General features: G+C 56.9%; 23 protein-coding genes. 13 read left to right on the top strand and 10 right to left on the bottom strand.

Going from position 1 to position 25949, the window contains the following annotated elements; genetic code table 11:
- Nucleotide 1 precedes the first annotated feature (1 nt).
- The 4 genes from VGH19_21740 to VGH19_21725 are packed head-to-tail and all read left to right on the top strand — an operon-like array spanning nt 2 to nt 3014.
- Nucleotides 2–172 carry a hypothetical protein gene (locus VGH19_21740; protein ID HEY1174003.1) on the top strand — a complete coding sequence of 57 codons (171 nt, stop codon included), beginning with the start codon at nt 2–4 and terminating at the stop codon, nt 170–172.
- A 2-nt stretch (nt 173–174) separates the two neighbouring features.
- Nucleotides 175–1095: a tyrosine recombinase gene (locus VGH19_21735; protein HEY1174002.1), complete on the top strand. Its 921-nt coding sequence runs from the start codon at nt 175–177 to the stop codon at nt 1093–1095.
- Between the two features lie 47 nt (nt 1096–1142).
- Entirely contained in the window at nt 1143–2045 is a 903-nt protein-coding gene (locus VGH19_21730) for a hypothetical protein (GenBank protein HEY1174001.1), read from the top strand.
- A gap of 45 nt (nt 2046–2090) precedes the next feature.
- Nucleotides 2091–3014, top strand: a complete 924-nt coding sequence (locus tag VGH19_21725) for an alpha/beta hydrolase (protein ID HEY1174000.1) — start codon at nt 2091–2093, stop codon at nt 3012–3014.
- 7 nt (nt 3015–3021) lie between these two features.
- Here the strand turns inward: VGH19_21725 and VGH19_21720 are convergent, their stop codons facing one another.
- From VGH19_21720 to VGH19_21710, 3 genes are all read right to left on the bottom strand, one after another.
- Nucleotides 3022–5388 carry a dienelactone hydrolase family protein gene (locus VGH19_21720; protein ID HEY1173999.1) on the bottom strand — a complete coding sequence of 789 codons (2367 nt, stop codon included), beginning with the start codon at nt 5386–5388 and terminating at the stop codon, nt 3022–3024.
- 79 nt (nt 5389–5467) lie between these two features.
- Nucleotides 5468–5896 (bottom strand): helix-turn-helix domain-containing protein, encoded by a 429-nt coding sequence (locus tag VGH19_21715; protein HEY1173998.1) that lies wholly within the window; start codon nt 5894–5896, stop codon nt 5468–5470.
- Nucleotides 5893–6201: a type II toxin-antitoxin system HigB family toxin gene (locus tag VGH19_21710; GenBank protein ID HEY1173997.1), complete on the bottom strand. Its 309-nt coding sequence runs from the start codon at nt 6199–6201 to the stop codon at nt 5893–5895. The genes VGH19_21715 and VGH19_21710 overlap by 4 nt, the downstream gene beginning before the upstream one ends.
- Before the next feature lie 97 nt (nt 6202–6298).
- Here VGH19_21710 and VGH19_21705 point away from each other — a divergent pair, with 97 nt between their 5' ends.
- The 9 genes from VGH19_21705 to VGH19_21665 all read left to right on the top strand — a co-directional run bounded on the left by VGH19_21705 (nt 6299) and on the right by VGH19_21665 (nt 15082).
- Nucleotides 6299–6829 carry a hypothetical protein gene (locus VGH19_21705; protein HEY1173996.1) on the top strand — a complete coding sequence of 177 codons (531 nt, stop codon included), beginning with the start codon at nt 6299–6301 and terminating at the stop codon, nt 6827–6829.
- 109 nt (nt 6830–6938) lie between these two features.
- Entirely contained in the window at nt 6939–7889 is a 951-nt protein-coding gene (locus tag VGH19_21700) for an SDR family NAD(P)-dependent oxidoreductase (protein ID HEY1173995.1), read from the top strand.
- A gap of 194 nt (nt 7890–8083) precedes the next feature.
- Nucleotides 8084–9217: a M20 family metallopeptidase gene (locus VGH19_21695; GenBank protein ID HEY1173994.1), complete on the top strand. Its 1134-nt coding sequence runs from the start codon at nt 8084–8086 to the stop codon at nt 9215–9217.
- The gene (locus VGH19_21690; protein HEY1173993.1) at nt 9214–10167 is read left to right on the top strand and encodes a glycosyltransferase; all 954 of its coding nucleotides are present in this window, start codon (nt 9214–9216) and stop codon (nt 10165–10167) included. The genes VGH19_21695 and VGH19_21690 overlap by 4 nt, the downstream gene beginning before the upstream one ends.
- Nucleotides 10164–11462: a hypothetical protein gene (locus VGH19_21685; protein HEY1173992.1), complete on the top strand. Its 1299-nt coding sequence runs from the start codon at nt 10164–10166 to the stop codon at nt 11460–11462. Before VGH19_21690 ends, VGH19_21685 begins: the two co-directional genes overlap by 4 nt.
- A complete protein-coding gene (locus tag VGH19_21680; GenBank protein ID HEY1173991.1) occupies nt 11459–12649 on the top strand; it encodes a glycosyltransferase family 4 protein in 1191 nt (396 codons plus the stop codon). Before VGH19_21685 ends, VGH19_21680 begins: the two co-directional genes overlap by 4 nt.
- Nucleotides 12646–13395 carry a glycosyltransferase family 2 protein gene (locus VGH19_21675; GenBank protein HEY1173990.1) on the top strand — a complete coding sequence of 250 codons (750 nt, stop codon included), beginning with the start codon at nt 12646–12648 and terminating at the stop codon, nt 13393–13395. The genes VGH19_21680 and VGH19_21675 overlap by 4 nt, the downstream gene beginning before the upstream one ends.
- Nucleotides 13396–13687: 292 nt before the next feature.
- The gene (locus tag VGH19_21670; GenBank protein ID HEY1173989.1) at nt 13688–14641 is read left to right on the top strand and encodes a type II secretion system protein; all 954 of its coding nucleotides are present in this window, start codon (nt 13688–13690) and stop codon (nt 14639–14641) included.
- Nucleotides 14642–14659: 18 nt separating this feature from the next.
- Nucleotides 14660–15082, top strand: coding sequence for a hypothetical protein (locus VGH19_21665; protein HEY1173988.1), 423 nt, complete (start codon nt 14660–14662; stop codon nt 15080–15082).
- 106 nt (nt 15083–15188) lie between these two features.
- On the opposite strand, the gene VGH19_21660 is transcribed toward VGH19_21665, so the two are convergent.
- Genes VGH19_21660 through VGH19_21630 form a run of 7 tightly spaced genes read right to left on the bottom strand, consistent with a single transcriptional unit; the run spans nt 15189 to nt 25948 of the window.
- Nucleotides 15189–17054 (bottom strand): FKBP-type peptidyl-prolyl cis-trans isomerase, encoded by a 1866-nt coding sequence (locus tag VGH19_21660; protein ID HEY1173987.1) that lies wholly within the window; start codon nt 17052–17054, stop codon nt 15189–15191.
- A gap of 5 nt (nt 17055–17059) precedes the next feature.
- Nucleotides 17060–18523 carry an ABC transporter permease subunit gene (locus tag VGH19_21655; protein ID HEY1173986.1) on the bottom strand — a complete coding sequence of 488 codons (1464 nt, stop codon included), beginning with the start codon at nt 18521–18523 and terminating at the stop codon, nt 17060–17062.
- A 21-nt stretch (nt 18524–18544) separates the two neighbouring features.
- On the bottom strand, nt 18545–19765 hold the full coding sequence (locus VGH19_21650; protein ID HEY1173985.1) for an ABC transporter ATP-binding protein: 1221 nt from the start codon (nt 19763–19765) through the stop codon (nt 18545–18547).
- A 12-nt stretch (nt 19766–19777) separates the two neighbouring features.
- Nucleotides 19778–21805 carry a cation-translocating P-type ATPase gene (locus VGH19_21645; protein ID HEY1173984.1) on the bottom strand — a complete coding sequence of 676 codons (2028 nt, stop codon included), beginning with the start codon at nt 21803–21805 and terminating at the stop codon, nt 19778–19780.
- A 41-nt stretch (nt 21806–21846) separates the two neighbouring features.
- Nucleotides 21847–23097, bottom strand: coding sequence for a protease modulator HflK (locus tag VGH19_21640; protein ID HEY1173983.1), 1251 nt, complete (start codon nt 23095–23097; stop codon nt 21847–21849).
- Between the two features lie 11 nt (nt 23098–23108).
- Nucleotides 23109–24020, bottom strand: coding sequence for a protease modulator HflC (locus VGH19_21635; GenBank protein HEY1173982.1), 912 nt, complete (start codon nt 24018–24020; stop codon nt 23109–23111).
- A gap of 41 nt (nt 24021–24061) precedes the next feature.
- Nucleotides 24062–25948, bottom strand: a complete 1887-nt coding sequence (locus VGH19_21630) for a protease modulator HflK (GenBank protein HEY1173981.1) — start codon at nt 25946–25948, stop codon at nt 24062–24064.
- Nucleotide 25949 lies beyond the last annotated feature (1 nt).

The following is a 25949-nucleotide window of genomic DNA, read 5'->3' as shown; positions in this document are numbered from 1 at the left end:
GATGACAGCCGAACTTACAGATGCTGTGAAAGATGAATTGATTCGTCGTCGGGAAGAATACACTCAGCATCCGGAACGCTTCGTAGTAATACACAACGCTGCTGAGTTAGATGGTTTCTTTGCTGGCATCCGCAAAGAAGTTCAAAAGCGCGTGAACAGGTCTCGGCATTAAATATGCAAGACCTCGTCGAAGATTTCCTGACTTACCTCCGCTTGGAGCGGGGCCAGTCCGAGCAGACGCAGAAAACCTACGCGGCGCTCTTGGGGAAATTCACAGCTTGGGCAGAAGCCCAAGGCATCAGCGCTTGGCGCGAGGTGGACCTGAAATGCCTGATGTCCTTCCTGCAAACGGAACGTGAACGCGTGCCGATGGATCAGCCGAAGGAGTCCGCAGCCAAGATGAGCTCCGAGAGTATCTACCTGCAGATCGCGGCGTTGCGCGCCTTCTACAAATACGCGGAGAACGAGAAAATCCTGCCGGTAAATGTGGCAGAAAACCTTTCCCTGCCTCGCCGCTGGAAGCGTTTGCCCAAAGCCCTCACGAATGCTGAGGTAGATCAGTTACTCAAGCCCTTGCCGGTAGAAACACCGGAAGCGCTCTGCGATCAGGCCGTTCTCGAACTCGCCTACGCCTCCGGCCTCCGCCTCAGCGAACTGCGCACCATCCGCCTTGAGCAACTGCATCTCGAATCCGGCTTCATCAACGTCATCGGCAAAGGCAACAAAGAGCGTGTCGTTCCCGTGGGCAAAATTGCGGTGGAAGCGATCAATCGTTACCTGCACGCCGCGCGTCCAAAACTGGTGACACCCAAATCTCCCGCGACATTATTCCTCAGCAAACGCGGCACCGGCTTCGCTTCCGTTAGCATGTGGTGGCGCGTGAAGCGTCGTGTGAAGCTCGCAGGCATCAAACGGAATATCACACCGCATATGTTACGGCATAGCTTCGCCACACATCTGCTCGAACACGGCGCGGACTTGCGCGTGATCCAAGAATTGCTCGGCCACGCGAACATCAGCACCACGGAGATATATACTCACGTGGCTGGCAGCCGCTTGCGCGAGGTGCATCGGAAATTTCATCCGAGAGCTTAGGAGCGGGGATTGCGCACCCTTCAGTTTCCTGCATAATCCCGCTTGTTATGCCCGGGAAGTTCGCCAAAGCGGTCAAAGGCTTGTTCGTGGTCGCGCTTATCGCCAGCGCGGCCTTGGCAGGACTTCATTACAAAGAAGATGCGATCCAACTATGGGAACGCCTGCGCGCACCGAAAGCCGCAGCACCGATAGAAGCCTCCCCCACCGCATCCACCGTCATCGACGAATCGTTAAGGCGCTCGCAAGTTTCCGGGAAAACCGCTGTGATCCGCTTTAATCTCACCGGCTGCGCCGTTTGCGAACGGATGTCGCGAGATGTTTTCGCACAAGCCGAATGGGCCACCTTCGCCGCCGAGAAACTGGAGCTGACGGACTATCTCATGCCCACCTCCTTCACCAGCGCGCAACCCGAACTTGTCCAGCGCATGGAACTGCTCGACTCCTTCGCGAAGGCTTCCGGAGCCGGACAGGGATTTCCTTTCGTGGCCGTCATCGCCAAGGACGGCTCCCTGCTCGGAGCGCGTTCTGGCTATCAGGACGGCGGCCCGAAAAGCTACATCCGCTGGATCGAACAACTCAGCAAAGGGGACAAATCCTCACCAAAAAAACTTATTGCCCCTGCTTCAGCCACAACCAAAAGCACGACTTCACCTGCCTCCGTCGCAACCGTATCGCAAACCGCCTCCGCAGCGAAAGCATCCCCAACCACTAACGCTCCCCCTATAATCTTTGAGGTAACACTGAAAGGTGTAAGCGGCACTGGTGACCGTAAGGTGGCGTTGATCGGCGTAGGCAAACGCAATATCCCTCTCATGATCGGCGAAAAGAAAAAGGTGCCATGGGAAAACACATTCAAGGTGGTCGAGTGCCGTGAGATCGGTGAACGCGAAGTGGTCGTCCACATCGAAGGTGAAGCAGAAACCCGTCACCTCGCCCTGCCACTGAAATAGTCTGACACTTGATTTCCTGCGTCTTGCAAGGGATGTTCTCCGCAAGTGGTCCGCTCTATTTCCATCATCACTTGCCTGTTTGCGCTGGCTCTCACCGGTATCGCGCAATCCGTTCAGACCTTGCAATGGCCCACACGCTTCGCCTCCAAACCGCCGACCGGTATCGACTCGCGCTGGCTTGCGACATATCGGCTGGGACTTTCCAGCATGAGCGAGGCACAGGCCGTCGGCATGAGCGCCTCTGCCGCCCAGATGATCGGCCTCACGCAAGAACAGGCCGGAAGATTGCAACGTCTCCTCGTCCCGCTCTACGCTGAGATCAAGAAGGACGAAGTATTCAAAAACGCCCGTAGCGCCCTGCCCTATTGCTACTCCGAGACCACGCCCACCAACGGCCTCGCCACAGTTTACTTTCCGGAGAATGTGGGTACGAACAAACCGCCCATCCTCTTCCTCCACGGCTACGGCGGCAGCTTCCTCTGGCCCATCCATCTCCTCGCCCGCGCTTTTCCCGATCGCGTCATCATCGCACCCGCTTACGGCCTCAGCGGTGGAAACATTCACCCTCTCTACATCCAGCAATCGTTACGCGCCGTTCAGGATACTTTAAAATTGGAAGAACCATTACCCAAGCCAGTGCTGATCGGGTTATCTGCTGGCGTGAATGGAGTCTTGGAACATTACGGGCCTCGCGCACGACAATATACGGGCGCGATCTGCATCGCGGGATATCCAGCCAACGAAACCCTGCCTGCCTTTCGTGAAGGCCATCGGTTGGAATTCCTCTGCGGCGAGAAAGAACTCTTCGTGCAAAACCAGATGCTCACGAACAATCTGGAGAAGATGAAGTCACGCGGCGTGCAAGTCACCAGCCAAGTGATCACCGGCGGCGACCACTTCTTCCTCGCCGAGCATCAGGAGGAATCCATCACCCGCCTGAAGCTCGCAATGTCGCGTCTGAAAGAATAGCAACGCTCTACTGTTTCGGCTCCGGCCAGTTCAGGTGCTTGTGCAGGAACTTGTAGCTCGCCTGACCATTGATCGTGTGCGGCCCGTCGAAATATTCTATCTGCGTGAGCTGCGGAATCTTTAATTTGCCGTAGAGACGGTTCACCTTCGCGTATTCGAAAGCCACCCATTCATCCACGCCCACCCCGTCATTATGCCCGCGCTCTACCATGAAAGGCCGTGGTGCGATCAATGCGGCCATCTCCGCATAATTGAACGTGGAGCCAAGATTGAACTCCGGCATCTCGTACTCGCCGCTGAACATGTAACTCCGGCTCCAGTCCGTCGTCACATTCTTCCAGACCCACTCATTGAAATCACCGGAGCAGATGGAAAGGCAATAGCGGTCCAGCAAAGCCGGCACACGCATCGCCGTCTTGCCACCGTAAGAAAGCCCGTAGAAACCGATGCGTTGCGGATCGACGAATGATTGGGAGGAAAGAAAATCCAGAATGCGATCATGCTGGTTCAGAATCACCGAGAAGAGTGACTTGCCGAGCGGATTCGCTTTGCGTTGCAGCACACGGAAGGCGTCCTTGCCGCGATACGGATTGTGCGGCACGAACACGATGAAACCACGCTCCACCAATCGCGCACCAAAAGCTTTGTAAGCAGCGTAAGCTGGGCTTTCCAGATTATCATTCACCACGTCGTCCGGCACACCTTCAAGACCATGCTGGCAGACAACCACAGGCCGTTTTTCACCCGGCTTCATCCCCTTGGGCAACAACAGATAACCCCAGGCGTAAACGTCATTATGCACATCCAACACCACGTCGTAGCCCGTCCACTTTGGTTTATCGTAGATCTTGCGCGTGCGTGGATTCAGCTCATTTGTCCCTTTGGCGAAACGTCCGATGCTTTCATCCCACAGTTTGGTCTGATACGACCGCATGGCAGCCTGCCACTCGTTCGTCGTGTTCGGCTTTACCTTGTTCCACAGAAAATCATCCCGCACGCTGCTGGCCAGCAATAAGAGCCGTTGCGTATGCCGTTCCAAATCACGGACCAGACGCTCCTGCCGTTCATCTTGATTGAACGTCGGTCGCAAATCCGTCGGTTGCTGGCCGGGAACACGCAGGCTTTCAATATTCACGCGCAAAGCCTGCATCGTGGCCAACACGCCCGTGTCATTGATCGGTCCCATCAAGGCACCATCCTGACCATTGAACAAAATGAGCGCGGGCCGGAACGCTTCAGCACACAGCATTTGAGCGCGATTGAATTCAGCGACGACGTCTTTGTATTCCGGTGTGACAATCTTTCCCGGAGCCGCGCCCTTACGACCCGCGCGTTCTTCCGGCGGACCTTTCACATCTGGAGCGGGTGAATACTCCGCGATGAACACACGGGGTGCGATGAGTGTGGCGATCTCCGCATCACCAAATTCCTGCAACAGACCGTGAAAGTTCCGGTAAATCGGCTCCTGCCAAAGTTTTTCGCGCTTGCCGAAATAACCGCTGACGAAACAGGCATCGATGCGCGTATCAATCGCCGCGCTGTAAAAAGCGATCAAACCACCCTCCCCATAACCCACCACGCCCACTTCGGGTGGAATCGCATCTTTCGTCGGCAGTTGACCTTCGAGCCAGTCCACCGCCGCCAGAACCTTTTGCACCTCATATCCCACGATGTGACGGCCCAGCTCATACGCCTGACGGTAAATCCATTCGCGATGCGGCTGATTGGTGAAACGGTTCAACCGTACATTGCCCGAAAAAGTATCCGCCCGGCTGGCCAACGTGGGAATGATCACCTGACAACCATTCTCCGCAAAACGACGGGCAAACTGCAGTTCCGTGGGCAAGCCCGGAGCCAACCCTGCGATCTGCTCGGGTGTCTGATCCGCATCCGGAATGGCGATCACGCGACAGGAGGAACGGCCCTTCGGCACCAGCATCAGCCCTTCACCATAGACATTCTCAAACACCGGCCAACGCACTGCATAAGCTACGAAGCGATCCGTCTCCGCCACCTTCGCTGGGGAGGTGCTCGTAGCCACGTATTCCAGATTCACCTTGGTCACGCGCGCATCGACCGCACCGATGATACGCGCGAGCCGCTCACGATTCGGCTGCACCGATTGATTATAAGTCGTCCGCGTGGAGAAGTCTGGCTTCCAAAAGCGGGCGCGGCCTTCCACCGAGGCAGCCAGTTCACGATCCAGGAACTTGCTGATGCCCGTGACCATCTGCTCCGAGAGGTCGCCTTCCATGGTCAATTGCTTGGTTCCGGCCAGCGGCTCGGCAGATTGAGAAAATGCGGGCAGGGTCCACGACAACAACGCGCCGCAGAACAACGCGATACGACCAGCGGCAAAGACCTTGGATGACATGCCTTGGCAGGATAGCGAACGGGACGGAAAAGACAAGTGCATCACCGACGTCACGGTTGTAATAGAAGAACACCGTCGGCTAACTGCCAATAAACAACGCAGGTGACACAGCAAAATGCTTTGCCAGCTTCGCGATATGCTCCGTCGTCAATCCACGCTCGCCCCGTAGAATCATTGCCCCCAAATTCCTGCTCCCACCCAAAAGCCGGGATAAATCCGCCGCTGACATTTCCTGTTGCTCCAACAAATGTTTTAATACTTCCAAAGGTGGCAACTCAATCGGTGGAACCTGCTCCGCGTCATACTGCTCGATCAATCGGCAAAGCAGGTCGAAATAGTCCCGTTGATCCGCCGTGAAATCTTCTTCATGCAACACCATCGCATCCGTCATCTCCATGGTATTCTCATAGCCCACACTGTCATGAATGGGACGCGGCATTAGCAGCTTGCATAGCCCCGAATAAGTCTTCGGCAGCTTGCGAAATTCAATCTTGGTTGCTGTTTTCATAACTGCTCTTTCCATTGATCTTTGCTGTATTCGGCATGGGTCAAAAAGCGGAGGATGTACACCATGCCCGTATTGAAATGGACCGCCACAATCAACCGGTAGGCATTGCCACAGATATTGAACACCATCACTTTCTTGCCGCTGCCCACTTCCACCAGATCAGCGTGCGGGTAAGTCCGTCGCACGTCATTCAGCCCTCGCCACTCAGCCTGCTTGGCCACCACCAGCCAACTCCTGATCGCCGTAAGCGATTTCGGGTGTTTTTCAGCCAATGCCAGCAGCGTGCTTTGCTTGATTATCCGCACGCATACAAAATGTATGCACCAATTCAACATTGTCAACCGGCATTCCCCAAGGCCCAGATTGACACCGCTCTGCAACCTGGCCATCCTGATATAAGCGATGAAAAACTGGAAGGCATACCTATTCCTGCCAGCACTTGCCTGCTGGCTCATTTCATTCCTCGATCCCTTTATCGAACGTGTCAAAATCCATGACGGCAGCCAATCGCCCGCCGCCTTGCGCTATCAACAGGAGTTTGCCGATTCCTTTAAAAATAATACTCACTGGAAAAACGGCCATTTCTATCTTCGCGACATCCCCATCAAGCTCGACTCACCCGATGGAGTCCATCGCCTCCAATGGCGGGAAAAGGATTACTTCCACGCCTTGGATGTCACTTGGACTGCCAAGAAAACCACCGCCACCATCTTGAATGTGGAAGAAGGCGATCCCGGCTCCGGCAAAGCTTATCGTGGAACTTGGTCAACCGATTCCCAAGCCGTATTCGTCTTTGGCGAAGGACGCCTACCCGGTGAAAAACATGCCACCCGCTTGTCCTTCATTTATCTCGTCGCCGAAAAGCGCCTCTATAAGTTGGACATTCAAAAACTCTTGGCCCAAAGCGTTACTGCTTTACCTGCAACTCGATGAAAGTTGAACCTGTTGCCTAACCTGTGCAACCGGCTTCAGTGTTTCCCCTTAACAATCCCTCCCCATCCCCTCTCGACGCCACCCCTCTCGTCCTGTTACTCTTTCCCCAATGAATTTTTTGGTCACTGGCGGAGCTGGTTTCATCGGCTCGCACGTTTGTGAACGTCTCTTGCAGGGCGGTCATGCCGTCTGGGCGTTTGATGAATTGAATGACTTCTATTCGCCCGCCATCAAGCAGTCCGCCATCCGCCATCTGCAATCCTTCGCCAAGCCCTTCACCTTCGTACAAGGCGACCTGACGGATAACGCCGCCGTGGAAGAAGTCTTCGCCAGCGCGCAGATCGATCAGGTCATCCATCTCGCCGCCCGTGCCGGTGTGCGCCCCAGCTTGCAAGAGCCCGCGCTCTACCAACGCGTGAATGTGGAAGGCACCGTGAACCTCCTCGAAGCCGCGCGCAAACGGAAGGTGAAGAAGATCACCATCGCCTCATCCTCCTCCGTCTATGGTGTGAATGCGAAGGTGCCCTTCTCCGAAAGCGATCCTATTTTCTCCGCCATCTCGCCGTATGCCGCGAGCAAGCTTGCCTGCGAAGCCCTTGGCCATGTGTATCATCACGTCTATGGCATGGATGTCATCATGCTGCGCTTCTTCACCGTGTATGGACCGCGCCAGCGCCCCGACCTCGCCATTCATAAGTTCTGCCGCATGATCCACGAAGGCAAACCCATCCCCGTCTTCGGCGATGGCTCGACCGCACGTGACTACACCTACGTGAGCGACACCGTGGATGGCGTCCTCGCCTGCACACAAAAAGAATTCGGCTACGACGTCTTCAACCTCGGCGAATCGCAGACCGTGCGCCTCGATTACCTCATCGAGCTCATCGAGAAAGCGCTGGGCAAGAAGGCGGTCATTGATCGCCAACCGATGCAAGCCGGTGACGTGCCCATCACTTATGCCGACATTTCAAAAGCTCGTGAGAAGCTCGGCTACAATCCGCACATCAAGATCGAGGAAGGTATTCCGCGCTTCGTGGAATGGTTCCGCACGACGCTGTAAAGTGACATGAGCTTCTCACCAATAAACGCCACCAAAATGGCAGAAGACTTACCACCCTCGCCCCTCGGAGGGGAGAGGGCCGGGGTGAGGGGTGCCGGGCTTTTGTTCGTGCGTGAATACTTGGGCCGGGCATCCCTCATCCTCAATCCTTCTCCCCTCCAAGGAGAGAAGGAAGAAGAACATCCTGCATTTTCATGACTCCCGTCGTTCAACTGCTACGCGATCTGGTGGCGCTTCCGAGCGTTAATCCAGAGTTATTGCCCGCCGGCGATCCGCGCGCAGGCGAACATCGCGTCGCAGACTTCCTCGTAGCCACGGGCGCGAAGGCTGGCTTGACCGTTGAGACCCGCGAAGTTTTCTTGGGCCGTTCCAACGTCTTCATCCGCCTCACGCCTTCCGGTCCGGTGAAGCATCGCATCGTCCTCGCCCCGCACATGGACACCGTGGGCGGCGATAATCTCGATCAGTTGCTCAAGCCCGAGATCCGCAATGGCCGCCTCTACGGACGTGGTGCGTGTGATACGAAAGGCTGTGTCGCCGCCATGCTCACCGCCGTGCTGGACACCGCGCGCAGCACGCAACGCCCGAACGAGACCGAGATCGTTTTCATCGGCCTCATCGATGAGGAAGTAAAACAGAGAGGCTCACGCGCTGTGGCTGCTTCTGGATTTGAAGCGGACCTCGCCATCGTCGGTGAACCCACGCAACTGAAAGTCATCACCGCGCACAAAGGCGATGTGTGGCTCTGGTTGGAGACGAAGGGCAAAGCCGCGCATGGAGCGCGTCCTGAACTTGGCGATAACGCCGTCCACCGCATGGCGAAGGTCGTGGATTTGCTGGAGACGAAATACGCGCAAGCTTTGAAGAAGCGGAAACATCCGCTGCTCAAGCACGGCACGATCAACGTCGGTTCCATCCAAGGTGGCTTCCAACCGAACATCGTCCCCGCACATTGCACCATCTCCATCGATCGCCGCACCTTGCCGGGTGAGACAGAGACGAGCGTGCGCCGTGAACTCACCGCTTTCTTTAAGAAAGCAGGCGTGCAAGTGAAACTCGCGAAGGGCAAAGGCGTCCCCTGCCTCGCGCTGGAGACGAATCACAAACTGCCGCTCGTGCAGGAGTTCATGAAATTGAACGGCCAGACGAAGCCCATCGGCGTGGATTATTTCTGCGATGCCGCTGTGCTCGCGCAGAGCGGCATTCCCAGCATCGTGTTCGGCCCGGGTCACATTGCGCAGGCGCACACGGGCGATGAATGGATCTCGCTCGCCTCGCTGGAGCGCGGCACCGCCCTGCTCACGCGTTTCCTGAAATCCCTGCCATGAGCGAGGTCTTGCCGCTGGTCACCGTCGTCGTTGCCGCCCGCCCGGGCGATAGCGAGGTGCCATCCATTCAAGCCGCACAAAAGTTCGATTACCCAAAAGATCGGCTGGAGATCATCGTCGCCCGCGGCCGTCAGCCCGCCATCCAGCGCAACCGTGCCGTGAAGGAAGCCACAGGCGAACTCATCTATTTCCTCGATGACGACGCCATCGCTCCTACCGACAATCTTAAACGCGGCGTGCAACATTTCCAGAAACATCCGAAGGCCGCGTTACTCGGTGGACCGAATGTTTGCCCGAAAGACGCACCGGACATCGAGCAAGCCTTCGCGCAAGTCATGGCCAGTTTCCTCGCCTTCGGTCCCAGCCGCGCGCGCTACACCCCTATCGGCCAACTCCGCGCCAGTTCGGAAAAGGAACTCATCCTCTGCAACATGATGATGCGGAAGCAGGAATTTCTGGCCGCTGGCGGCTTTGACGAAGCACTCTATCCGAACGAAGAAAATGCCTTGATGGATACGCTGCAAAAAGAAGGTTTCACGCTGCTCTACGATCCGGTGTTCATCGTGGAACGCCGTCCCCGTCGCGACCTCAAGGCTTTTGCGAAAATGCTGATGACCTATGGTCGTGGTCGTGCCGAGCAGTTCCGCGTGAATCCGACTCTGGGCAGCGCGCCGAATTTCGTCCCCCCGCTCTTCTGCCTCTACCTGCTCGCTTTGCCATTTTTGCCCAAATTACTGTGGTGGCCTTTATTTGCTTACTTTCTGGCCATATTCGGGCAAACCTTGGCTTTGCCGCGCGGCTTGGAGTTTTTCTGGCCGGTGGCGCCACTGATCATGTTGTCACACGTATGTTATGGATTCGGATTCTGGAAGGGGTTGTTCACCCGCCTGAAAACGAAGGCCGAACAGGCGGCGGTTGAAGTCGTTCTGGAGAGAATTTCCCCTGCATGAGCACTGCCGAGTCCAAAGCTTCGTTCTTCCGCCAGAGCGGCTGGATGGTCATCGCCACCGTACTCATGGGCGGCTGCATGATGCTGGTCCACAGCGTGACCGCTCCGCCCCGTCTCCAAGAAGCAGAATACGAGATCTTTGCCGCGATGCTGAAGCTGCAGTTGCTCATCGCCATTCCGGCGGCGGCTTTACAGACCATCTTCGCCCAACAGTCTGCCGCCGCGATCACTGAGCAAAAAGAACGGCAATTGCGCTCGGCCACTCGCGCCTTCGCATTGGCCATCTTTGTGATCTGGGGATTGGTATTTACCGCCATCCTGTTGAAGCAGTCGGGTTTCATCACGACTTTTACGATCACCAATCCTTGGACTCTTTATTTCAGCATCGGCCTTGTACTCAGCCAGCTCTGGCTGGTGATGGCGCGTGGCATCCTGCAAGGGAAGCAAAACTTTTTCGGGCTGGGCTGGACGATGATCTTGGATGGCTTCGTGCGGATCGCGGCCCTGGTCGCCATCGTGTTGATGTTTCGCGGCCAATCGGCGGGAGCGATGCTTGCAGCGGTCATAGGCCAAGGGATCGCCTTGGTCTTTGGCCTTTACTGGATACGCGATGTGCTTCGCGGTCCGGGGGAAAAGTTTCCGGTCCGGGAATGGATGCTGCAATTGCTGCCTTTGATGGGCGGCACGGGCGCCGTTCTGCTGCTCTCTTCCTTTGATGTGCCGTTCATCCAGGCCACGTTTGAAGCGGGTGAAAGAAAGCTCTACATGGCCGGGCAAAACATCGGCTTCGCTTTGTTCCAATTCACCGCACCGCTGGCAATGGTGATGTTCCCCAAGATCGTTCAAAGCGCGGCGAAAGCCGAAAAATCAGATGCGTTGAAACTGACTTTGATCTCCACGGCCATCATGGGCGGACTGGCAGCGATCGCCAGCACTTTGCTGCCATGGCTGCCTTTGCGGGTGCTTTATTTCAAGAGCCCGGAGATGTGGCAGGCGGCTCCTTTGGTAGCGGGTTTTGCGTGGTGCATGCTGCTTCTCACGATGGCGAATGTGGTGGTCGGCGGTCTGATCGCGCGCAAGCGTTATGCCTTCATCCCCTGGTTGATGCTGCTGGCAGCCGGTTACGTCTATACGATGCTCCGGTTGCGCCCCTGGTTGCCGCAACTGGATTCTTTTGAAGCTTATCGTATGATTATCCACATCATGACGGCGTTCAATGGTGCGGCTCTGATCATCGCGCTCTGGTTTGCGTGGGGCCGCAAAGACCAGCCAGTCATCTCGCAGGCTAGCTCATGAAATTGGCGCTCATCCGCCGCCGCTTTGCTGCCACGGGCGGTGCGGAACTTTACATGCAGCGTTTGCTCGAAGCCCTAAACGGCGGAGGGCATGAGGTGCATCTGTTCGCCGAAGCCTGGGAGAAGCCACCCCAAGGCGTGCAATTCCAGCCTGTTGAAGTCAACGGCTCACGGGCTGACCGCCCCGTCAATTTCGCCAAGCGTGTCCAAGAGATGCTGGCAGCCTCCAAGTTTGATTGCGTCTTCAGCCTGGAGCGCACCTTGAAACAAGATGTCTATCGCGCCGGAGACGGACTGCATAGCGAGTGGCTCGCTGCACGGAAGAAGTATGCCCCATGGTGGAAAAAGCCTTTTATCGGCATGGGCGCGTTTCACCGCAACATGCTGGAATTGGAAAAACGCACATTCGATCCAGCAAACACGGGCCGGGTGATCGTGAACTCCAACATGGTGGAGCGCGAGATACTGCGGAATTTCGCCTACCCTCAGGCGCGCATTCATCTTGTGCGTAACGGCATCGAAGTGGACCGCTTTCAGAACACGCGTCGCACGGAAGCGCGCCAGCAATTCGGCTTCGATAAGAACGATTTCGTCTGTCTCTTTGTGGGCTCCGGTCAGGAGCGTAAAGGCCTCAGGCATGTCCTGCGCACCACATCTGCGGTTGAAGAGGTCCGGGAAGCATTGAAAGAGCTCCCGACCGACCTGCTGACCGCCGAACGGCTCCACGGCTGTGACTGGCAGTTGGATCTGCCCCCCAAACTGGCTCCAGCCCGCCCGCTCAAGACACTGGTCGTGGGCAAGATCAGGCGCCCCTCAGGCAATTGGAAAAACGTCCTCTTTGCCGGCCCCAGTAAAGATGTGGAGAATGCCTACGCTGCCGCCGATCTTTTCCTCTTTCTTCCCATTTACGAGCCTTCCTCAAATGTGGTCTGCGAAGCCCTCGCATCAGGCCTGCCGGTCATCACCACGGCTTGCAACGGCGCTTCCGAACTCATCGAACAGCGCGTGAACGGCAGCGTCATCCAGCGGCCTGACGACATCTCGGCTGCATTGATGGAGACGCTTTATTGGATGTCCGCCCGCCATCATCACCTGCCTTCAACGAATCTCGCCCAACTCTCGCTGGAGCGAAATGTGGCGGAGACGATGACCATCCTTGAACGCACCATTGGAGATAAACAGAAATGAAGATCTCCTTCTGCCTGATCACGCTCAATGAACAGGAAAACCTGGCACGTTGCCTGAAAAGTTTTGCAGACCTGGCGGATGAGATCGTCATCGTCGATTCCGGCAGCAAGGACGGCACCAGCAAGATCGCCAAAGAATTCAACGCCCGTTGGCAGCATCAGGATTGGCTCGGCTACGTCGGGCAAAAAAATGTCGTCCTCTCACTCGCGCAGAATGAATGGGTCTTCAGCATCGATGCAGATGAAGAACTCTCACCCCGGTTGCGAGCCGAAATACAGGCACTCAAGCAAGCGGACATCCCTTCAGATGTAAGCGGGTACAGTGTCCCGCGTTGCGTGCTCTACGAGGGCAAATGGATCCGGCATGGCGATTGGTATCCGGACCGGCTCACGCGTTTATTCCGGCGTAATCGCGCCCATTTCGCCGGCGGTCGTGTGCATGAGCGCCTGGAGCTTGAAGGCAAGGTTTTGCCACTTTCAGGCGACCTGCATCACTACTCTTTCAAAAACGCCGAGGACCACTGGCAGCGCTGTGAAAAATATGCGCGCCTCTGGGCTGAGACGCAGGCGGAAGCCGGGCGCACGGCAAATCTTCTCTCTCCCTATACTCACGCCACATTCCGCTGGTTGCGCGGTTATATCTTGCGGGGTGGCTTTCTGGATGGCCCACAGGGCTGGCAAATCGCGAATTATTGCGCCCGCGAAGTCCATCGAAAGTATCAGATTCTCCGGGAGATGAGTCGTTGAGACACAAAAATCGCCCGAATTTGCACAGCCGCACTGCGTACGCCCACGGATTTTCAAAACCTCCACTTGAGACATCGCTCTAAACCGGTTAAGTTGTCTGGTTCAAACTTGCACAGCTTTCCCGTGGTGGCCTTTCCCGCCCGGAAAAGACTCGGCAGAAGGGTTTAACCCCTGCCGTCTCTGATCATAACAAGGTGTGCCGGATCTGAGCAAAAAGTCGTACGGCTGCGACGTTGCCTGATGGGTATCATGCAACCGAGCTGCCAAAAAGTAGTAAAGTCGTAAACGTTGTATGAAGTCCCAGTCGTATCGTCGTAACCGCCTTTCCTGGCGGGCTTTCACCCTCATCGAACTCTTGGTGGTCATCGCCATCATTGCCATCTTGGCAGGCATGCTATTGCCCGCATTGGCCAAGGCCAAAGCTCGTGCCATTTCCACCCAGTGCTTGAACAACTTGAAGCAGATCGGCACCGCGAGCGCAATGTATACCAGCGACAATGCTGAAAAATTGCCGTACGCACGCCTGCGTTTCAAATACGGTTCCGAGATGACTTGGGATGATCTCATGAACCCCTATGTCGGTGGCACTCTGAGCGAGAACGACCGCTGGGCGGGTCCTTACACGGGCAACGCCAAGACCAAAGTGATTCTCTGCCCGCAAGACAAGTCCCCAACCCCGACGTGGTACACCACCGGCAATCGTAACAAGCGCTCCTATGCGATGCCACGCTACATCCAAGGCACGAGCGGCTCCACCTTCGGCAATGTTCCCTGGCCGCCGGCTCCGAGCGCGGCTTCCGGTGTTGGTTTGAGCTGGAACTTCGGCAATGGCAATCCGACCTCCTCGGACAATCCGTGGAATACGATGGATCCCGTGCCCTCGGCTTACACCAATTCCATCCCCTTGCAGATTCCCCGCCGCCAGTACGCGGTTTACGGTGCCATGCTCCGGGATAATTCCGAGACCATCCTCCTCACCGAGCGCATCCATGTGAGCAATGTGATGGGGCACCCTGATGAAGCCCGCATCGACGCCGCCAACGGCCACATCCAATCCGGCACTGTGGCAGCCGCTGACGGTGATTACACCTACCCGAACGCGCAGGATTTTCACCCTAATGCGTCTTGGAACTACTTGTTCGCCGATGGTCACGTCGAATTCATGAATCCGAACAAGACTTTGGGTTCCACGAACACCACGAACTCCCGCCAGACGGGCATGTGGACCATCCAGCCCAATGATTAACCTTTAACCATAGAGCATATGCGTAACACGTTATTTTCCGCTTTGGCCCTCGCCGGTCTTATGACCGGTTGCGGTGGCGAGCCTGAAACGACGGTCAGCGCACCGCCTCCGGCAGAGCAGCCACAGGCTTTGGATATTAGCCAGAGCGTGGCAGCCCCCGCGCCGGAAGCCGCGACACCTGCCACCGCCGCTCCTCCGGCCCAAGCACAGCTCACTGAAAGTGAACCTTTGGGCGGCAAGGGCCGTCCGCTGACCCAGGAAGAAGTGATGCTGCTCAGCTACGGCATCTCCATGTTCAAGGAAGAAAAAGGCCGCTTCCCCGCCACCCTGGAAGAAGCGGTTGCCTCGCGCCACATCATACGCCTGCCACAACTGCCTCCTGGCGAAAAACTCGCCTACGATTCCAGCAACGGCAGCGTGAAGGTCACGAACACGAATTAAAATTCGGCAGAGAAACCCCTGACAGCATTGAACCCCTCCATCTGCCGGTGGAGGGGTTTTTCATTGGGATCAGAATCTTTCCGCATCTCTTGCCGGAGGCTTGAGGCTACTTCACTTCCACCAGGTGGACTTCATACACCATCACTGAATTTGGGGGGATGTTGGGAGACACCCCCTTCTCGCCGTAGGCCAGGGCAGGCGGGACGTAGACATGCCACTTGGAGCCTTGGTTCATCATGGGGATGACTTCCTGCAGGCCTTTCACGAACTTGCCAATGTCCACCGCGGGGGCAGGGACCACGGTGTAAGTGTTGATGATCTTTTTGCCTGTCGAAGTCTGTTCCCAATGGTGTATGTGCGTCTTCAGGCCCGGGCGGGGTTTCGGTCCGTCACCTTTTTCGATGACTCGATACTGCACACCGCTGGGCAGCACCACCATGCCCGGACGTTTCGCATTCTGGGCCATGTATTGTTGAGCGGGCAGTTTGCGCATTACCTCCGGGTTATACAACTCCATCTCGGCATCCTGATTTTTCTGTCCGGCTGCGGAGGCTGGCATAGGAAGGCCCAGCTCCGTCCGCAACTGCAAGGCCAGACCGGCAGACATCAGGCGCTTATCGGGGTTCAAAATATCATTCAGTATGCGGTTCTTGATGGTTGCATAAGGCGGAAGCTGGATGCGCGCCTTGATCTCTTCCTTCGTATCCACGTCCACCTTGATCTGGTGACTCTGCCAGACTTTCTGCGCCATGCGTTCATAACCAGCAGCGCGATCGTACTCGCCCACTGCAAGCAGGGTATAAGAACGCACCAACAGACCTTCGATGACGGCCAGGTATTTCTCACCGCCTTCATTGGCCAGCAGTTCGGTCGTACGCCAGATGCTATACTCCTCGGCCGTTTTCCAATCTTCAACCGTCGCCGGATACAGCCTCTTCAACTCCGCCCAATACTTGGCTGATTCCGCCTCGCGATTGTAAAGATACAGGGTGCTTACCGCGCTCTTCAAAAAGTTCTGATGCCCTTGCTGGATGTTCTCCAGATTCTTCTCTTCCTTGAGCATCTGCGCGTAAGAGGCGCTGACCTTTTCCACGATGTCCACGTTGGGGGCAAAATCCGCCCGGCCATCCGCCACATTCAATACCAACCTGCCGCGATGGAAGGCCAGCTGCATGGACTGATAGATCAACCGGCGCAACGGCATGAGATCCATCCCGCGGCCTGCTTTTTGCATGCCTGTGTAGGCCCAATATATGGCCTGCGTTTCCGGCATGCGCCAGTCGAGCGGCCCATAGATGTTCTCCACGCTCTGCATGTAGGCGGGATCCATCTTGTAGGTCTCTTTCAATGTCTTGCGCGTAGCCTCATCCTCCGGGGTCTTGGGATTGATCAAGTTTTCGAAATTATAAGGCGGGCGTCCCACTATTTGGTCCATCTCATAGGCCCAAGAGAGCTTGTAGTACATGTGCCCGTCATCCATGTTGCCGCCGATCTTGTTCTGGAAGGTCCAGCCCAGCTCATGGTAGAGCTGCACTTCATGGGGATTGAAGCGCAGGCCTTCATCTCTCAGCAGTTCGATCGCGCGTACCACCCACATCCACCGCTCCTTCTGGTCAGGGAACTTGATGGAGATGTTGTAGGACATGTTCCATGCCTGATGCCGCCACACCATGGCGAAGTGGGGCTGCAGTTTGGTGATCCAGTCGGAAAGCTGCACCATTTCGAAGTACTTTCCGTTCTGCTGCATGTCGTTGGCACGCAACCAAAGTGCGTTGGCGATCAATCCGCGAAAACCGCCGAGCGCCACAGTGGTGAAAGCGAGCATGGGCGGAGCGTTCTCCAGAGGTTCCGTGCGAGTCAACCCCATGGCCGTGCGCTCTTCGTTAAGCGCCTTCTGGGTGATGCCGGAGGTCACCAGCATCGCCAGGGCGAGCAGAAGCAGGAACGGTTTGTATAAACGGCTTTCGGTCATCTATCTCAACTTGTTTGTTGTACGGCAGCCAGTTCACGACGGTAGAAAAGCCCGATGCCAACAAGGCTGACCAATCCCGTGACCAGCACGCCAATCTGCCCGATGGCCCGCAACAAGTCCCACCAGGTCACGCTGCGTCCGCTGCTTAACGAGTCGATCGGTGAAAACTCCTTGATCAGATTGATACCCTTCAACAGGACGCGGAACATGGGCACGATCACCAGATCCACCAGCGAACCCGCCGCCTTGCCCGTCTCGTGATTCACTCCCGTCACGGTGCCTTCCCTGACCACATTCTCCATCACACCGCTGGAGAGTGCCACCACCAGCATTGCCAGAGAGACAAACGCCGCCACCGGAAAGGACAGGTAGCTGGCCGCCGCCAGCCCCAAAGCCGTCAGCAAAGCCAACCAGAGCAGGATGATGAACATCCCACGAAAAAAATTCACGCCAAAGCCCGATTCCTCATATAACACCTCAATGCCATCCTCCAAAGGAACCATCAACGGCACGGGACTCATGTTATAAAATTCCACATTCAGCTTGCCGTTCGCATCCAGCCGATCTTTCCCGACCGGAATCTCATGATAGGATTCATCAGCCAGGGCGGTCTCCACCCGGATCATGCGGGGGTCTTCCGGAGGTCCCACTTGCAACATGACCGGAAAGCTGGTGATCTGCGTTAGCGTGCCCTTGTTGAATTTCAAGCGGACCTGCATCTCCCGGTCCTGCACGAAACCTTTCATAGCGCCGAAATCCAATTCCCAACGTTTGCCCATCAAAGGCGGCACGTACTGCTCACGGCCTTTCACCATCTCTTCCACCTGCTGGCGCACGAAAGCACGGTCCATCGCGGCGACAGTCGGTTCTTTCAACCGCTCTTGCAGCAACGCCTCCACATCCTGCTTCATATCCGGCACGGGTGCTTTCACCGAGCCGCGTCCCACGAGGATCTGGTTGCGCAGGACGTCCTTCTGCTCATCCGGCAGCTTTGCCGCACGATACATCACCGAACCATAAACACAGAACCCGACGAAACTAAGCAAGCTGGCGTTGAGCGCCATGATGCCGAGCCATTTGCCGAGCCATATCTCCCAACGTGCGATTGGTTTCACTGCAAGTGTCTGGATGGTGCAATCCTCGATATCCCGGGCAAGCACACCACAGGCCAGCCAAAGGGTGCTGAATCCCAGCAGGGAAACAGACAGGCCCAAGGTATAGGTCAGGAGAATTTGCGTCAGGCCCCGCGCGGTACCGTCATCTTTGATGACCATCGGCAAGACCAGCACCGTGAGAAACAGGAACAGGAGCAACGCCGGAAACAGCCGAAACCGATAGGTGGCCCGCAAGGTGACTCCCGCCACGGCGGTGATCTGCGGACCGAATATCTTGCGCGACACCCAGGGAATCAGACCATAGCCGGTACTTTGCCAGTAAAGAAACCGCTTCGTTTTATCGACTAATTCCATGGGTACTCAGCGTGCGATTGCTTACTCCTTGCCGCCCAGCAACGACGACAGCTTGTCGTTCGCCTTGTCGAGTTGTTCCTTGGTGGCTTGTGCCGGAGCCGGTTTAGGCGCTGGCGCTGGAGCCGGAGCTTCCATCGCAGAAAGTTTGTCCAACCGCGCCGTATCCACTTTCGACTCCTCTTTCTGAGTGACGACCGGCTGGGTGGCAGCGGCAGGTTTTTCAGTAACAGTCAGCCGGTCCAGCACGCTGGCAGATTGCGCTTCCGCCAGCTTGTCCGCATCACCACGCAAGTAAGCGGCGACTTGGGCGCCAGACGTGGCACCGGAAGTATGAGACGCGGCGGCACGGGCGCGCTCGACGACATCGAGGAAATAGTTCTCCAAGTTCTGCGTCGGATTGTCCACACGCAGTTTGTCCGTGCCGACATCGCGACGGATCATTTCCAGCACCTTTTCCATCGTCTCGCGGGGCAGCACCGGCGAGGTGATACGCACGGAGTCAGGCTTGGTCAGCAGGCTCTTGAGTGTGCCGGAAGCGTGGATCTTGCCACCGTAATAGATCACCACGCGATCACAGACATCTTCCACATCCGCGAGCAAATGACTGCTCAGGATGATGGTTTTGCCACGCTTGGCCAATGCGAGAATGAGGTCTTTGACTTCGCGACAACCGATCGGGTCCAAGCCCGCCGTCGGTTCATCAAGGATCACCAGATCGGGATCGTTGATGAGCGCCTGCGCCAGTCCGATACGGCGCTGCATACCCTTGGAAAATTCGCCCACCATGCGGCCTCTCGCCTGATTGAGCCCCACCATCTCGATCAATTGCTCGGCACGATTGCGGCGATCACCCGGAGGCAACTCGAATAAATTACCGAAGAAATCCAACGTCTCGGCGGAACTCAGATAACGGTAGAGATAAGACTCTTCCGGCAGATAACCGATGCGGGCCTTGGTGGCCACGTGACGCGGCGATTTGCCGAAGACTTCGATGTGGCCCTTGGTCGGATTGAGCAAGCCCAGCAACATCTTCACCGTAGTGGATTTGCCAGAACCGTTAGGCCCGAGCAGGCCGAACACTTCGCCACGGCGCACATCGAAATCCACATTATCCACGGCACGCGCCTTCGGGCGGCCCCAGAAGTCTTTGAACACCTTCGAGAGACCGCGCACTGCGATCACCAGATCGCCCTGCGTGGACGTGGATTCGGGCGCTGACGTTGTTTCAAATGTGGCAGCCATGGTCGTGAATTATCAGGCGGCTTTGGGTGCGAGCTGGCCGGACGGAGCCGGTGCAGCCGGAGTTTCCTGCTTCGGTGTTTCCACCACGAACGGCTCCAGTTCCTCACCCTGACGGACAAGGCGGAAACTGTTGAACACGACGAGCAAAGAGCCCATCACATGCATCAGTGCGGCCACGATCGGATTGATGTAACCGAAGGCCGCGAGAATCAGACCGCCGATCACGAACAGAACACCGATGAGGAAGTTCTGGTTGATCACGGCACGGGTCTGGCGCGAAAGACGGACGAGGAACGGCAGGCGGCGCAGATCGCTGTTCATCAGCGCGATGGTCGCGCTGTGGATGGCCACTTCAGAGCCAGCGGCACCCATCGCGATACCGATATCACCGGCGGCAAGAGCAGGCGCGTCATTCACACCGTCACCGACAACGGCCACGCGATAACCCTTCTTCTTCATCGCGCGGACGAATTCCACCTTGTTCTGCGGCAGGCACTCGGCCACGACTTCTTCGCAACCGATCTCTTTCGCCACACGGATGGCCACCGGCGTACGGTCACCGGAGACCATCGCCACGCGGCGGACACCATTGCCGAGCAGGTCGGAGAGAGATTCCTTGGCTTCGCTACGGGTCTGGTCTTTCAAGCCGACCCAGCCGATGCACTGGCCGTTGCGGGCCACGAAGATGAGGCTGAAGCCTTCCGTCTCGTTCAGGTCCACGGAGCTCATGAAGTCTTCCTTCACGCCGTTTTCCTTCAACCAGTTCGCACGGCCAACAACAATCTTCGCGCCATCGATCTCTGCCTGCACGCCTTTGCCGGCAGTTTCAGAGAAATTCTGCGGTTGTGCCAGCGGGACACCCGCTTCTTCAGCGAGTTGCAGCACAGCCTTGGCTGTCGGGTGATTGCTGTATTGCTCGGCGGAAGCGCCGATGCGCAGCAGTTCCGCAGGCTTCACGCCGTTCAACGGGGCCAGGCGGCTGACGGCCAGCTTGCCGGTGGTCAACGTGCCAGTCTTGTCGAAGATGAAGGCATTGATGCGGGCGGCCAGCTCAAGGTCCGCCACATTCTTGATGAGCACACCCAGACGGGCAGCGGCAGAAAGCGCTGCGACCATCGCGGTGGGTGTTGCCAAGATGAACGCACACGGGCAGGCCACGATGTAAACGGCGATGACGCGGTTCAGATCTTTCGAGAAGGCGAACACCATCAAGCCGATGACGAACACCAGCGGGGTGTAGAAATGCATGTACTGGTCCACCAACCGCATGATGGGCAGCTTGGTCTTTTCCGCTGCCAGGATGAGGTCATGCACGCGGCCGAGGGTGGTGTCTGTGCCGGCGCGGTTCACCTTGATCTCCAGCACACCCGTGAGGTTCACGGTACCGGCGAAGACTTCATCGCCGCCCTTCTTGTCCACAGGGAGTGACTCACCGGTGATGTTCGCCTGATTGATGGAACCCTGGCCGGAGATGATCACACCATCCGCCGCGATGTTATCACCAGGACGCACGCGGATGATGTCACCGATCACGAGTTCCTTCACCGCCACTTCGGTTTCCTTGCCGTCCTTGATGCGGCGCGCCTTCGTTGGCGTCAGCTTGATGAGAGATTCGATGGAACGGCGGGCACCATCGGCCGTGCGTGTCTCGATGATCTCGCCGAGCAGCATGAAGAAAGCGACCGTGCCTGCTTCCTGATAGTGACCGGAGGCGAAGGACGCCAGGACCGCGAGCGCCACGAGCTCATTCGTGCTCAGGATGCCGCGACGCAAATCCTTGATGCCCAGCAGCACGATGGGAGTGCCCAGGATGAGCGCACCGATCATGGCACTGATGGCGCTCACCGCACCCAAGGTCGAGATAAGATCGCCCTTCTCCAGAAACTTGTCTGCGATGAAGGAATTGATGATGAAGATCAGGCCGATGATGACCTGTTGCAGCTTGACCTCGGTGTGCGAGTGGTCATGGCCGCAACTGGAGCAGCCATCATGATCGTGGTGGTGATGATCATGATCATGCGCATGGGATGAGACTTGCATGTTACTTATCTTTCTTGGCAGCCGCAGCCGCCGGTTCAAATTTAAAAGGCGTTGCCCTTCGGTTTCACAGGCTCACGGTTCAACTGTAGCCTGAGGTCACGCTTTTCGCCATCGGCACGATTGGGGATGAAAAACTTGTCCTGCGCATTCGCCAGGACGTTCTGGATTTTGTCCGTCATCACCCGGCTCTTGAAGAGTGCGGGATCGTCACGGTAACGGGGCAGCAACTCCGTATAAGTGGCCGCTTCTGCACGGACGGCCTGCACGAGCTGGTTGCTCTCGGATATGCCGCCGCTGATGATGGCTTGCGCTTCGCCTTCCGCTTCGCGCGTCATCTTGCCCGCATCGCCCTGGGCAGCGTTGATCTTCTCGTTACGGTCAAGGTCCGATTGCTGGACCGCTTCATACGAGGGCCGCACATTGAACGGTGCCGAAGTGTCGATGCTGATCGGCTCCAGCGTGACGCCCAGATTGTGCTTGGCCACGAGCTGTTGAACCCGATCCGAGACCTTCTCGCGGAAACCTCCTTTGTCCGTGTAAAGCGCCTGTTCCGCCGTGTAGAAGGTGGCCGCGTAGAATACGGCGTTGTCCACGAAATTCAGCAACACCTTGGTGGTGTCCGCATAATCGAATGTGTAACGCACCGGGTCCGAGATGCGGTAGTTCAAATTGGCCTTCACATGGATGATGTTGCCATCCTTGGTCAGCACGTACCCATCCAAGCCAGGCCGCAACGATTCGTTGCCCGAAGGCATGTCTCCCTTGATCTCCTGCGTCGGGTTGAAAGCCGGCCAGCCATTGGTGGACAGCACGCTATGGCTCTGACCCAACGGAATCTTCACGATCTCATCGATGGGATAGGGAAACGCCCAGTGCAGACCGGGTTTCAACGCCACATCATTTCCGCCGACCGGCCTGCCCAAACGCAAGATCACGGCGGCTTCATTCTCTTTTACCTGAAAAACTCCGGAGGAGAAAAAGATGACGACAAGGATGATGAGCAGGACTTTGACGATGGCGAAGACGCTGCGCAACGCCTCGGAAAGGGCGCGGGTGGACGGATCATCCACTTCGTTCACAATCTCGGCCTCAGGCTCGGGCGCATCCTTCTTCTGGCTCAGCAATTCTTCGAGATGATCTTTTCCATCATGGCCGTGGCCATGACTGTGACCGTGGTCGTGCTCATGCCCATGGCTATGACCGTGGTCATGATCGTGCCCATGGGAATGGGAGTGATCATGCTCATGCCCACCATGATCGTGCTCGTGCGAGCCTTTGTCTTTATCGCTCATGGTTGTTTAGATTACTTGTTGCCCTTCTTGTCGTTCGCCTCCCAGCCGCCGCCGCTCAACATGTCGAACGGAGGCGTTTGCTGATCGAGGATCAGCGTGGAACGATCTTTAAGTGAGGCTTCGAGCGCTTTGAGGCGCAGAAGGAAGATCGCCAGATCAGGCTCCTGCTTGAATACGGCGAAGGACTTGGCGGCTTCACGATCGCCTTCGCCGCGGATGATCTCGGCCTTGCCGCGGGCTTCGGCGATGATCTCTTCACGCTTCTGCTTGGCTTCGGCGCGGATGATGGCCGCTTCCTTCTCGCCTTCACTGGTCAATTGCTTCACCAGACGCTCACGTTCCGCCTTCATGCGGGCGAAAACCTTGGTGGTCACGTTCTCAGGCAGGCCGAGTTGCTTGATGCCGAGCAGGACGACATCCACACCATATTGTTCTTTGGCCAGGGGCTGAACGGCCTCGAGCATCTTTTTCTCGATCTCGTCGAATTTGAGCGTCTTCGGGTCGGCGGAGACAAGGTCAGCGAAATCATACTGACCGATGACACCGTTCTTGGCAGTACGGATGAGGTTCTCCAGTTTCTCCTCGGCCTTGGCGGCGTCACCATCGAAGCTGGTGAGGAACTTGGCCGGGTCGGCGATCTTCCAGCCCGCGAACACGGTGATCAGGATGATGCGCGAATCTTTGGTGGGCGTCTGCTCGAACTTCTTCTCGAAGTTTTGCAGGCGGTTCTCGAACTTATAGACCTGCTGGATGGGCCACGGCAGCTTGAAGTACAGACCCGGCTGGGTCTGCGGCGCCGAGAATTTGCCGAACTGTGTCACCACAGCCACCTGCGTCTGCCTCACTTGGAAGGAGAACAGGAGGAACGCGAACACGATCACGAGGAGGATCCCTACGACTAATGACAGAGTATTCTTCTTCATACCCAAAATATTTTTCTTCGGCTTCGATCTAAGTTCTAAAATTATTGTTTCTGGATGGTTGGCAACGCCACGTCTTCGATGATGTCCATGCGCACCTTATCCTCCAAATTCATGATGATGGTGTCCTTGGTGTTGGTCACACCGATCACGTATTTGCGGGCGGGAGCGATGGCTTTGCCGAGTGAATCCAGATAAGAACGCTGGCGGAACACTTCTGGGGAGGCTTGATAGGCCACGATCTGGTTCGGAAAACGCCCGGCTGCGGCCACACCTTTGGCCTGCTCAGACAGTTTGTAAACTTGCGCCTCGGCGATGATGTTCGCCGCTTCGGCACGAGTCATCGGGATTATCTGCGCACGCTCGCCTTCCGCCGTGAAGATGATGCCTTCACGGGCCTGCAACGCGGCGTTCACCTCCTGGTAAGCCTCGGCCACGGCAGTAGGCGGATGGATGTCCTGCAAGCCTACGAATATGATCTGCACACCCAGTTCGTGTTTGTCCGCGAGCTTCTGAATGCGGATTTGCAACTCGTTGGCCGCGTCCAGACGGCCACGCGCCATGATGTCGTCCATGTCCACGCTCACGAGAAAGTTCACCACTTCACGGGTGGCGAGCTTCTCCAGCAGTTTGCCGGCGTCTTCGTGATTGTAAGCCCACTTCTGGAGATCCTTGATGGTGTATTGGACCGGGATGCTGGCGGTGAGAAGGTTCACCGGAACGGCGGCTTCCGCCGTGGAATCGGTATTGTTGGTGACCGTCAGTTGCTGGCGGCTGGCCACCAGCATGTTGAACTCCTCCTTGTAATGGGCTTTCGTCCACAGGACAGTGCGTTCCTTGTCCAGATTCTCATCAGGGACGGCACCTACGAGGAAACTTTGGATGGCACGGGTTTTGTAACGATACACCTTGTCCACCGGCCAGGGGTATTTGAAGTGCGGTCCCGGTTCCAGCACACCGCGGTCTGATTGCTTGCCGAAACGTTCCAACACAGCCTGTTCACCGGGCTCGATGAAAACCACCACCGTGGAAAGCCAAAGAATGCCGATCTGCGCCAGGATGATCCAGGCGATCGTGCGCTGGAGGAAACGGTAGAACCAGGTCTCGGAAACCTTGAAACCGAACTGGTAGTCGAGGGCCTGCGCCGCCGTGGCAAAGAACCCTGCCGGATCGCCCACCAAACCGATGACGCGGCTGTCATACAACAAATGCGTGACCTGGCCTTTGAGACGCGGACGGTATGCTTCGAACACCACATTGAAGAGCGTCTCCATGGCGGCGAAGCCGATGATGACCACCAAAATCCGGGCGATGATCACATCGATATTGGGACTGCCAAGGTAGGCGAAGATCAAGGCCGTCAAGGCGAGCAGGCTCGCGAACGAGCACAGCAGCATGTAGGAGGAACCCGGGCGGAGGAGCCGTTGCTTTTCCAACCGGGCAACCCCCGCCGCATACTTGCCCAGCATGAACTGGATGAGCATGAAGATGCCGAAAAACGTCATGCCTACCGGCGCCCGGCTGAGGTTCAGCCCCGCGAATTCATCGTAGCGGGTCCAGAGGAAGTAGATGGCCGCGCCCTGAAGCAGGAGCAGGATGATGGCGAAGGTCGGGACCCCGAAGCGCTCGAATTGCAGGCGGGCACGGTGTGCGGGAAAATTCTCCGCTTCAGCGGTGTCGAACAGTGCCGCTGCGTTCTTGGACTTCTGGAGTTCGTCGAATTCCAGTTTCTCCAGTTGCTCCTGCGTCTCCAGGCGCATCTGCAGGTAGGAGACGAGGGAGGCGAGGAAACCAAATCCCACCAGCACGGCCATCACCTCGGCGGTGGCCGATCTCACATATTGCGCCGTCACTGCGGCGGCGATGCCGATACCCAGAAAAACCACGAGGTTGATCAGGCCGATCCGTTGCACGTTGCGATCCGTAGTCATG

The organism is Verrucomicrobiia bacterium (assembly GCA_036405135.1).
Classification (GTDB): Bacteria; Verrucomicrobiota; Verrucomicrobiia; order Limisphaerales; family JAEYXS01; genus JAEYXS01.
Note: the sequence above shows the minus strand (reverse complement) of the source record. Positions and strands in the feature narration are given on the sequence as shown.

Excerpts from the sequence above, each read along its gene's own strand:
- VGH19_21740 (HEY1174003.1), top strand. The coding sequence starts at position 2 with ATGACAGCCGAACTTACAGATGCTGTGAAAGATGAATTGATTCGTCGT.
- VGH19_21735 (HEY1174002.1), top strand. The coding sequence starts at position 175 with ATGCAAGACCTCGTCGAAGATTTCCTGACTTACCTCCGCTTGGAGCGG.
- VGH19_21730 (HEY1174001.1), top strand. The coding sequence starts at position 1,143 with ATGCCCGGGAAGTTCGCCAAAGCGGTCAAAGGCTTGTTCGTGGTCGCG.
- VGH19_21720 (HEY1173999.1), bottom strand. The coding sequence starts at position 5,388 with ATGTCATCCAAGGTCTTTGCCGCTGGTCGTATCGCGTTGTTCTGCGGC.
- VGH19_21715 (HEY1173998.1), bottom strand. The coding sequence starts at position 5,896 with ATGAAAACAGCAACCAAGATTGAATTTCGCAAGCTGCCGAAGACTTAT.
- VGH19_21705 (HEY1173996.1), top strand. The coding sequence starts at position 6,299 with ATGAAAAACTGGAAGGCATACCTATTCCTGCCAGCACTTGCCTGCTGG.
- VGH19_21700 (HEY1173995.1), top strand. The coding sequence starts at position 6,939 with ATGAATTTTTTGGTCACTGGCGGAGCTGGTTTCATCGGCTCGCACGTT.
- VGH19_21695 (HEY1173994.1), top strand. The coding sequence starts at position 8,084 with ATGACTCCCGTCGTTCAACTGCTACGCGATCTGGTGGCGCTTCCGAGC.
- VGH19_21690 (HEY1173993.1), top strand. The coding sequence starts at position 9,214 with ATGAGCGAGGTCTTGCCGCTGGTCACCGTCGTCGTTGCCGCCCGCCCG.
- VGH19_21685 (HEY1173992.1), top strand. The coding sequence starts at position 10,164 with ATGAGCACTGCCGAGTCCAAAGCTTCGTTCTTCCGCCAGAGCGGCTGG.
- VGH19_21680 (HEY1173991.1), top strand. The coding sequence starts at position 11,459 with ATGAAATTGGCGCTCATCCGCCGCCGCTTTGCTGCCACGGGCGGTGCG.
- VGH19_21675 (HEY1173990.1), top strand. The coding sequence starts at position 12,646 with ATGAAGATCTCCTTCTGCCTGATCACGCTCAATGAACAGGAAAACCTG.
- VGH19_21670 (HEY1173989.1), top strand. The coding sequence starts at position 13,688 with ATGAAGTCCCAGTCGTATCGTCGTAACCGCCTTTCCTGGCGGGCTTTC.
- VGH19_21665 (HEY1173988.1), top strand. The coding sequence starts at position 14,660 with ATGCGTAACACGTTATTTTCCGCTTTGGCCCTCGCCGGTCTTATGACC.
- VGH19_21660 (HEY1173987.1), bottom strand. The coding sequence starts at position 17,054 with ATGACCGAAAGCCGTTTATACAAACCGTTCCTGCTTCTGCTCGCCCTG.
- VGH19_21655 (HEY1173986.1), bottom strand. The coding sequence starts at position 18,523 with ATGGAATTAGTCGATAAAACGAAGCGGTTTCTTTACTGGCAAAGTACC.
- VGH19_21650 (HEY1173985.1), bottom strand. The coding sequence starts at position 19,765 with ATGGCTGCCACATTTGAAACAACGTCAGCGCCCGAATCCACGTCCACG.
- VGH19_21645 (HEY1173984.1), bottom strand. The coding sequence starts at position 21,805 with ATGCAAGTCTCATCCCATGCGCATGATCATGATCATCACCACCACGAT.
- VGH19_21640 (HEY1173983.1), bottom strand. The coding sequence starts at position 23,097 with ATGAGCGATAAAGACAAAGGCTCGCACGAGCACGATCATGGTGGGCAT.
- VGH19_21635 (HEY1173982.1), bottom strand. The coding sequence starts at position 24,020 with ATGAAGAAGAATACTCTGTCATTAGTCGTAGGGATCCTCCTCGTGATC.
- VGH19_21630 (HEY1173981.1), bottom strand. The coding sequence starts at position 25,948 with ATGACTACGGATCGCAACGTGCAACGGATCGGCCTGATCAACCTCGTG.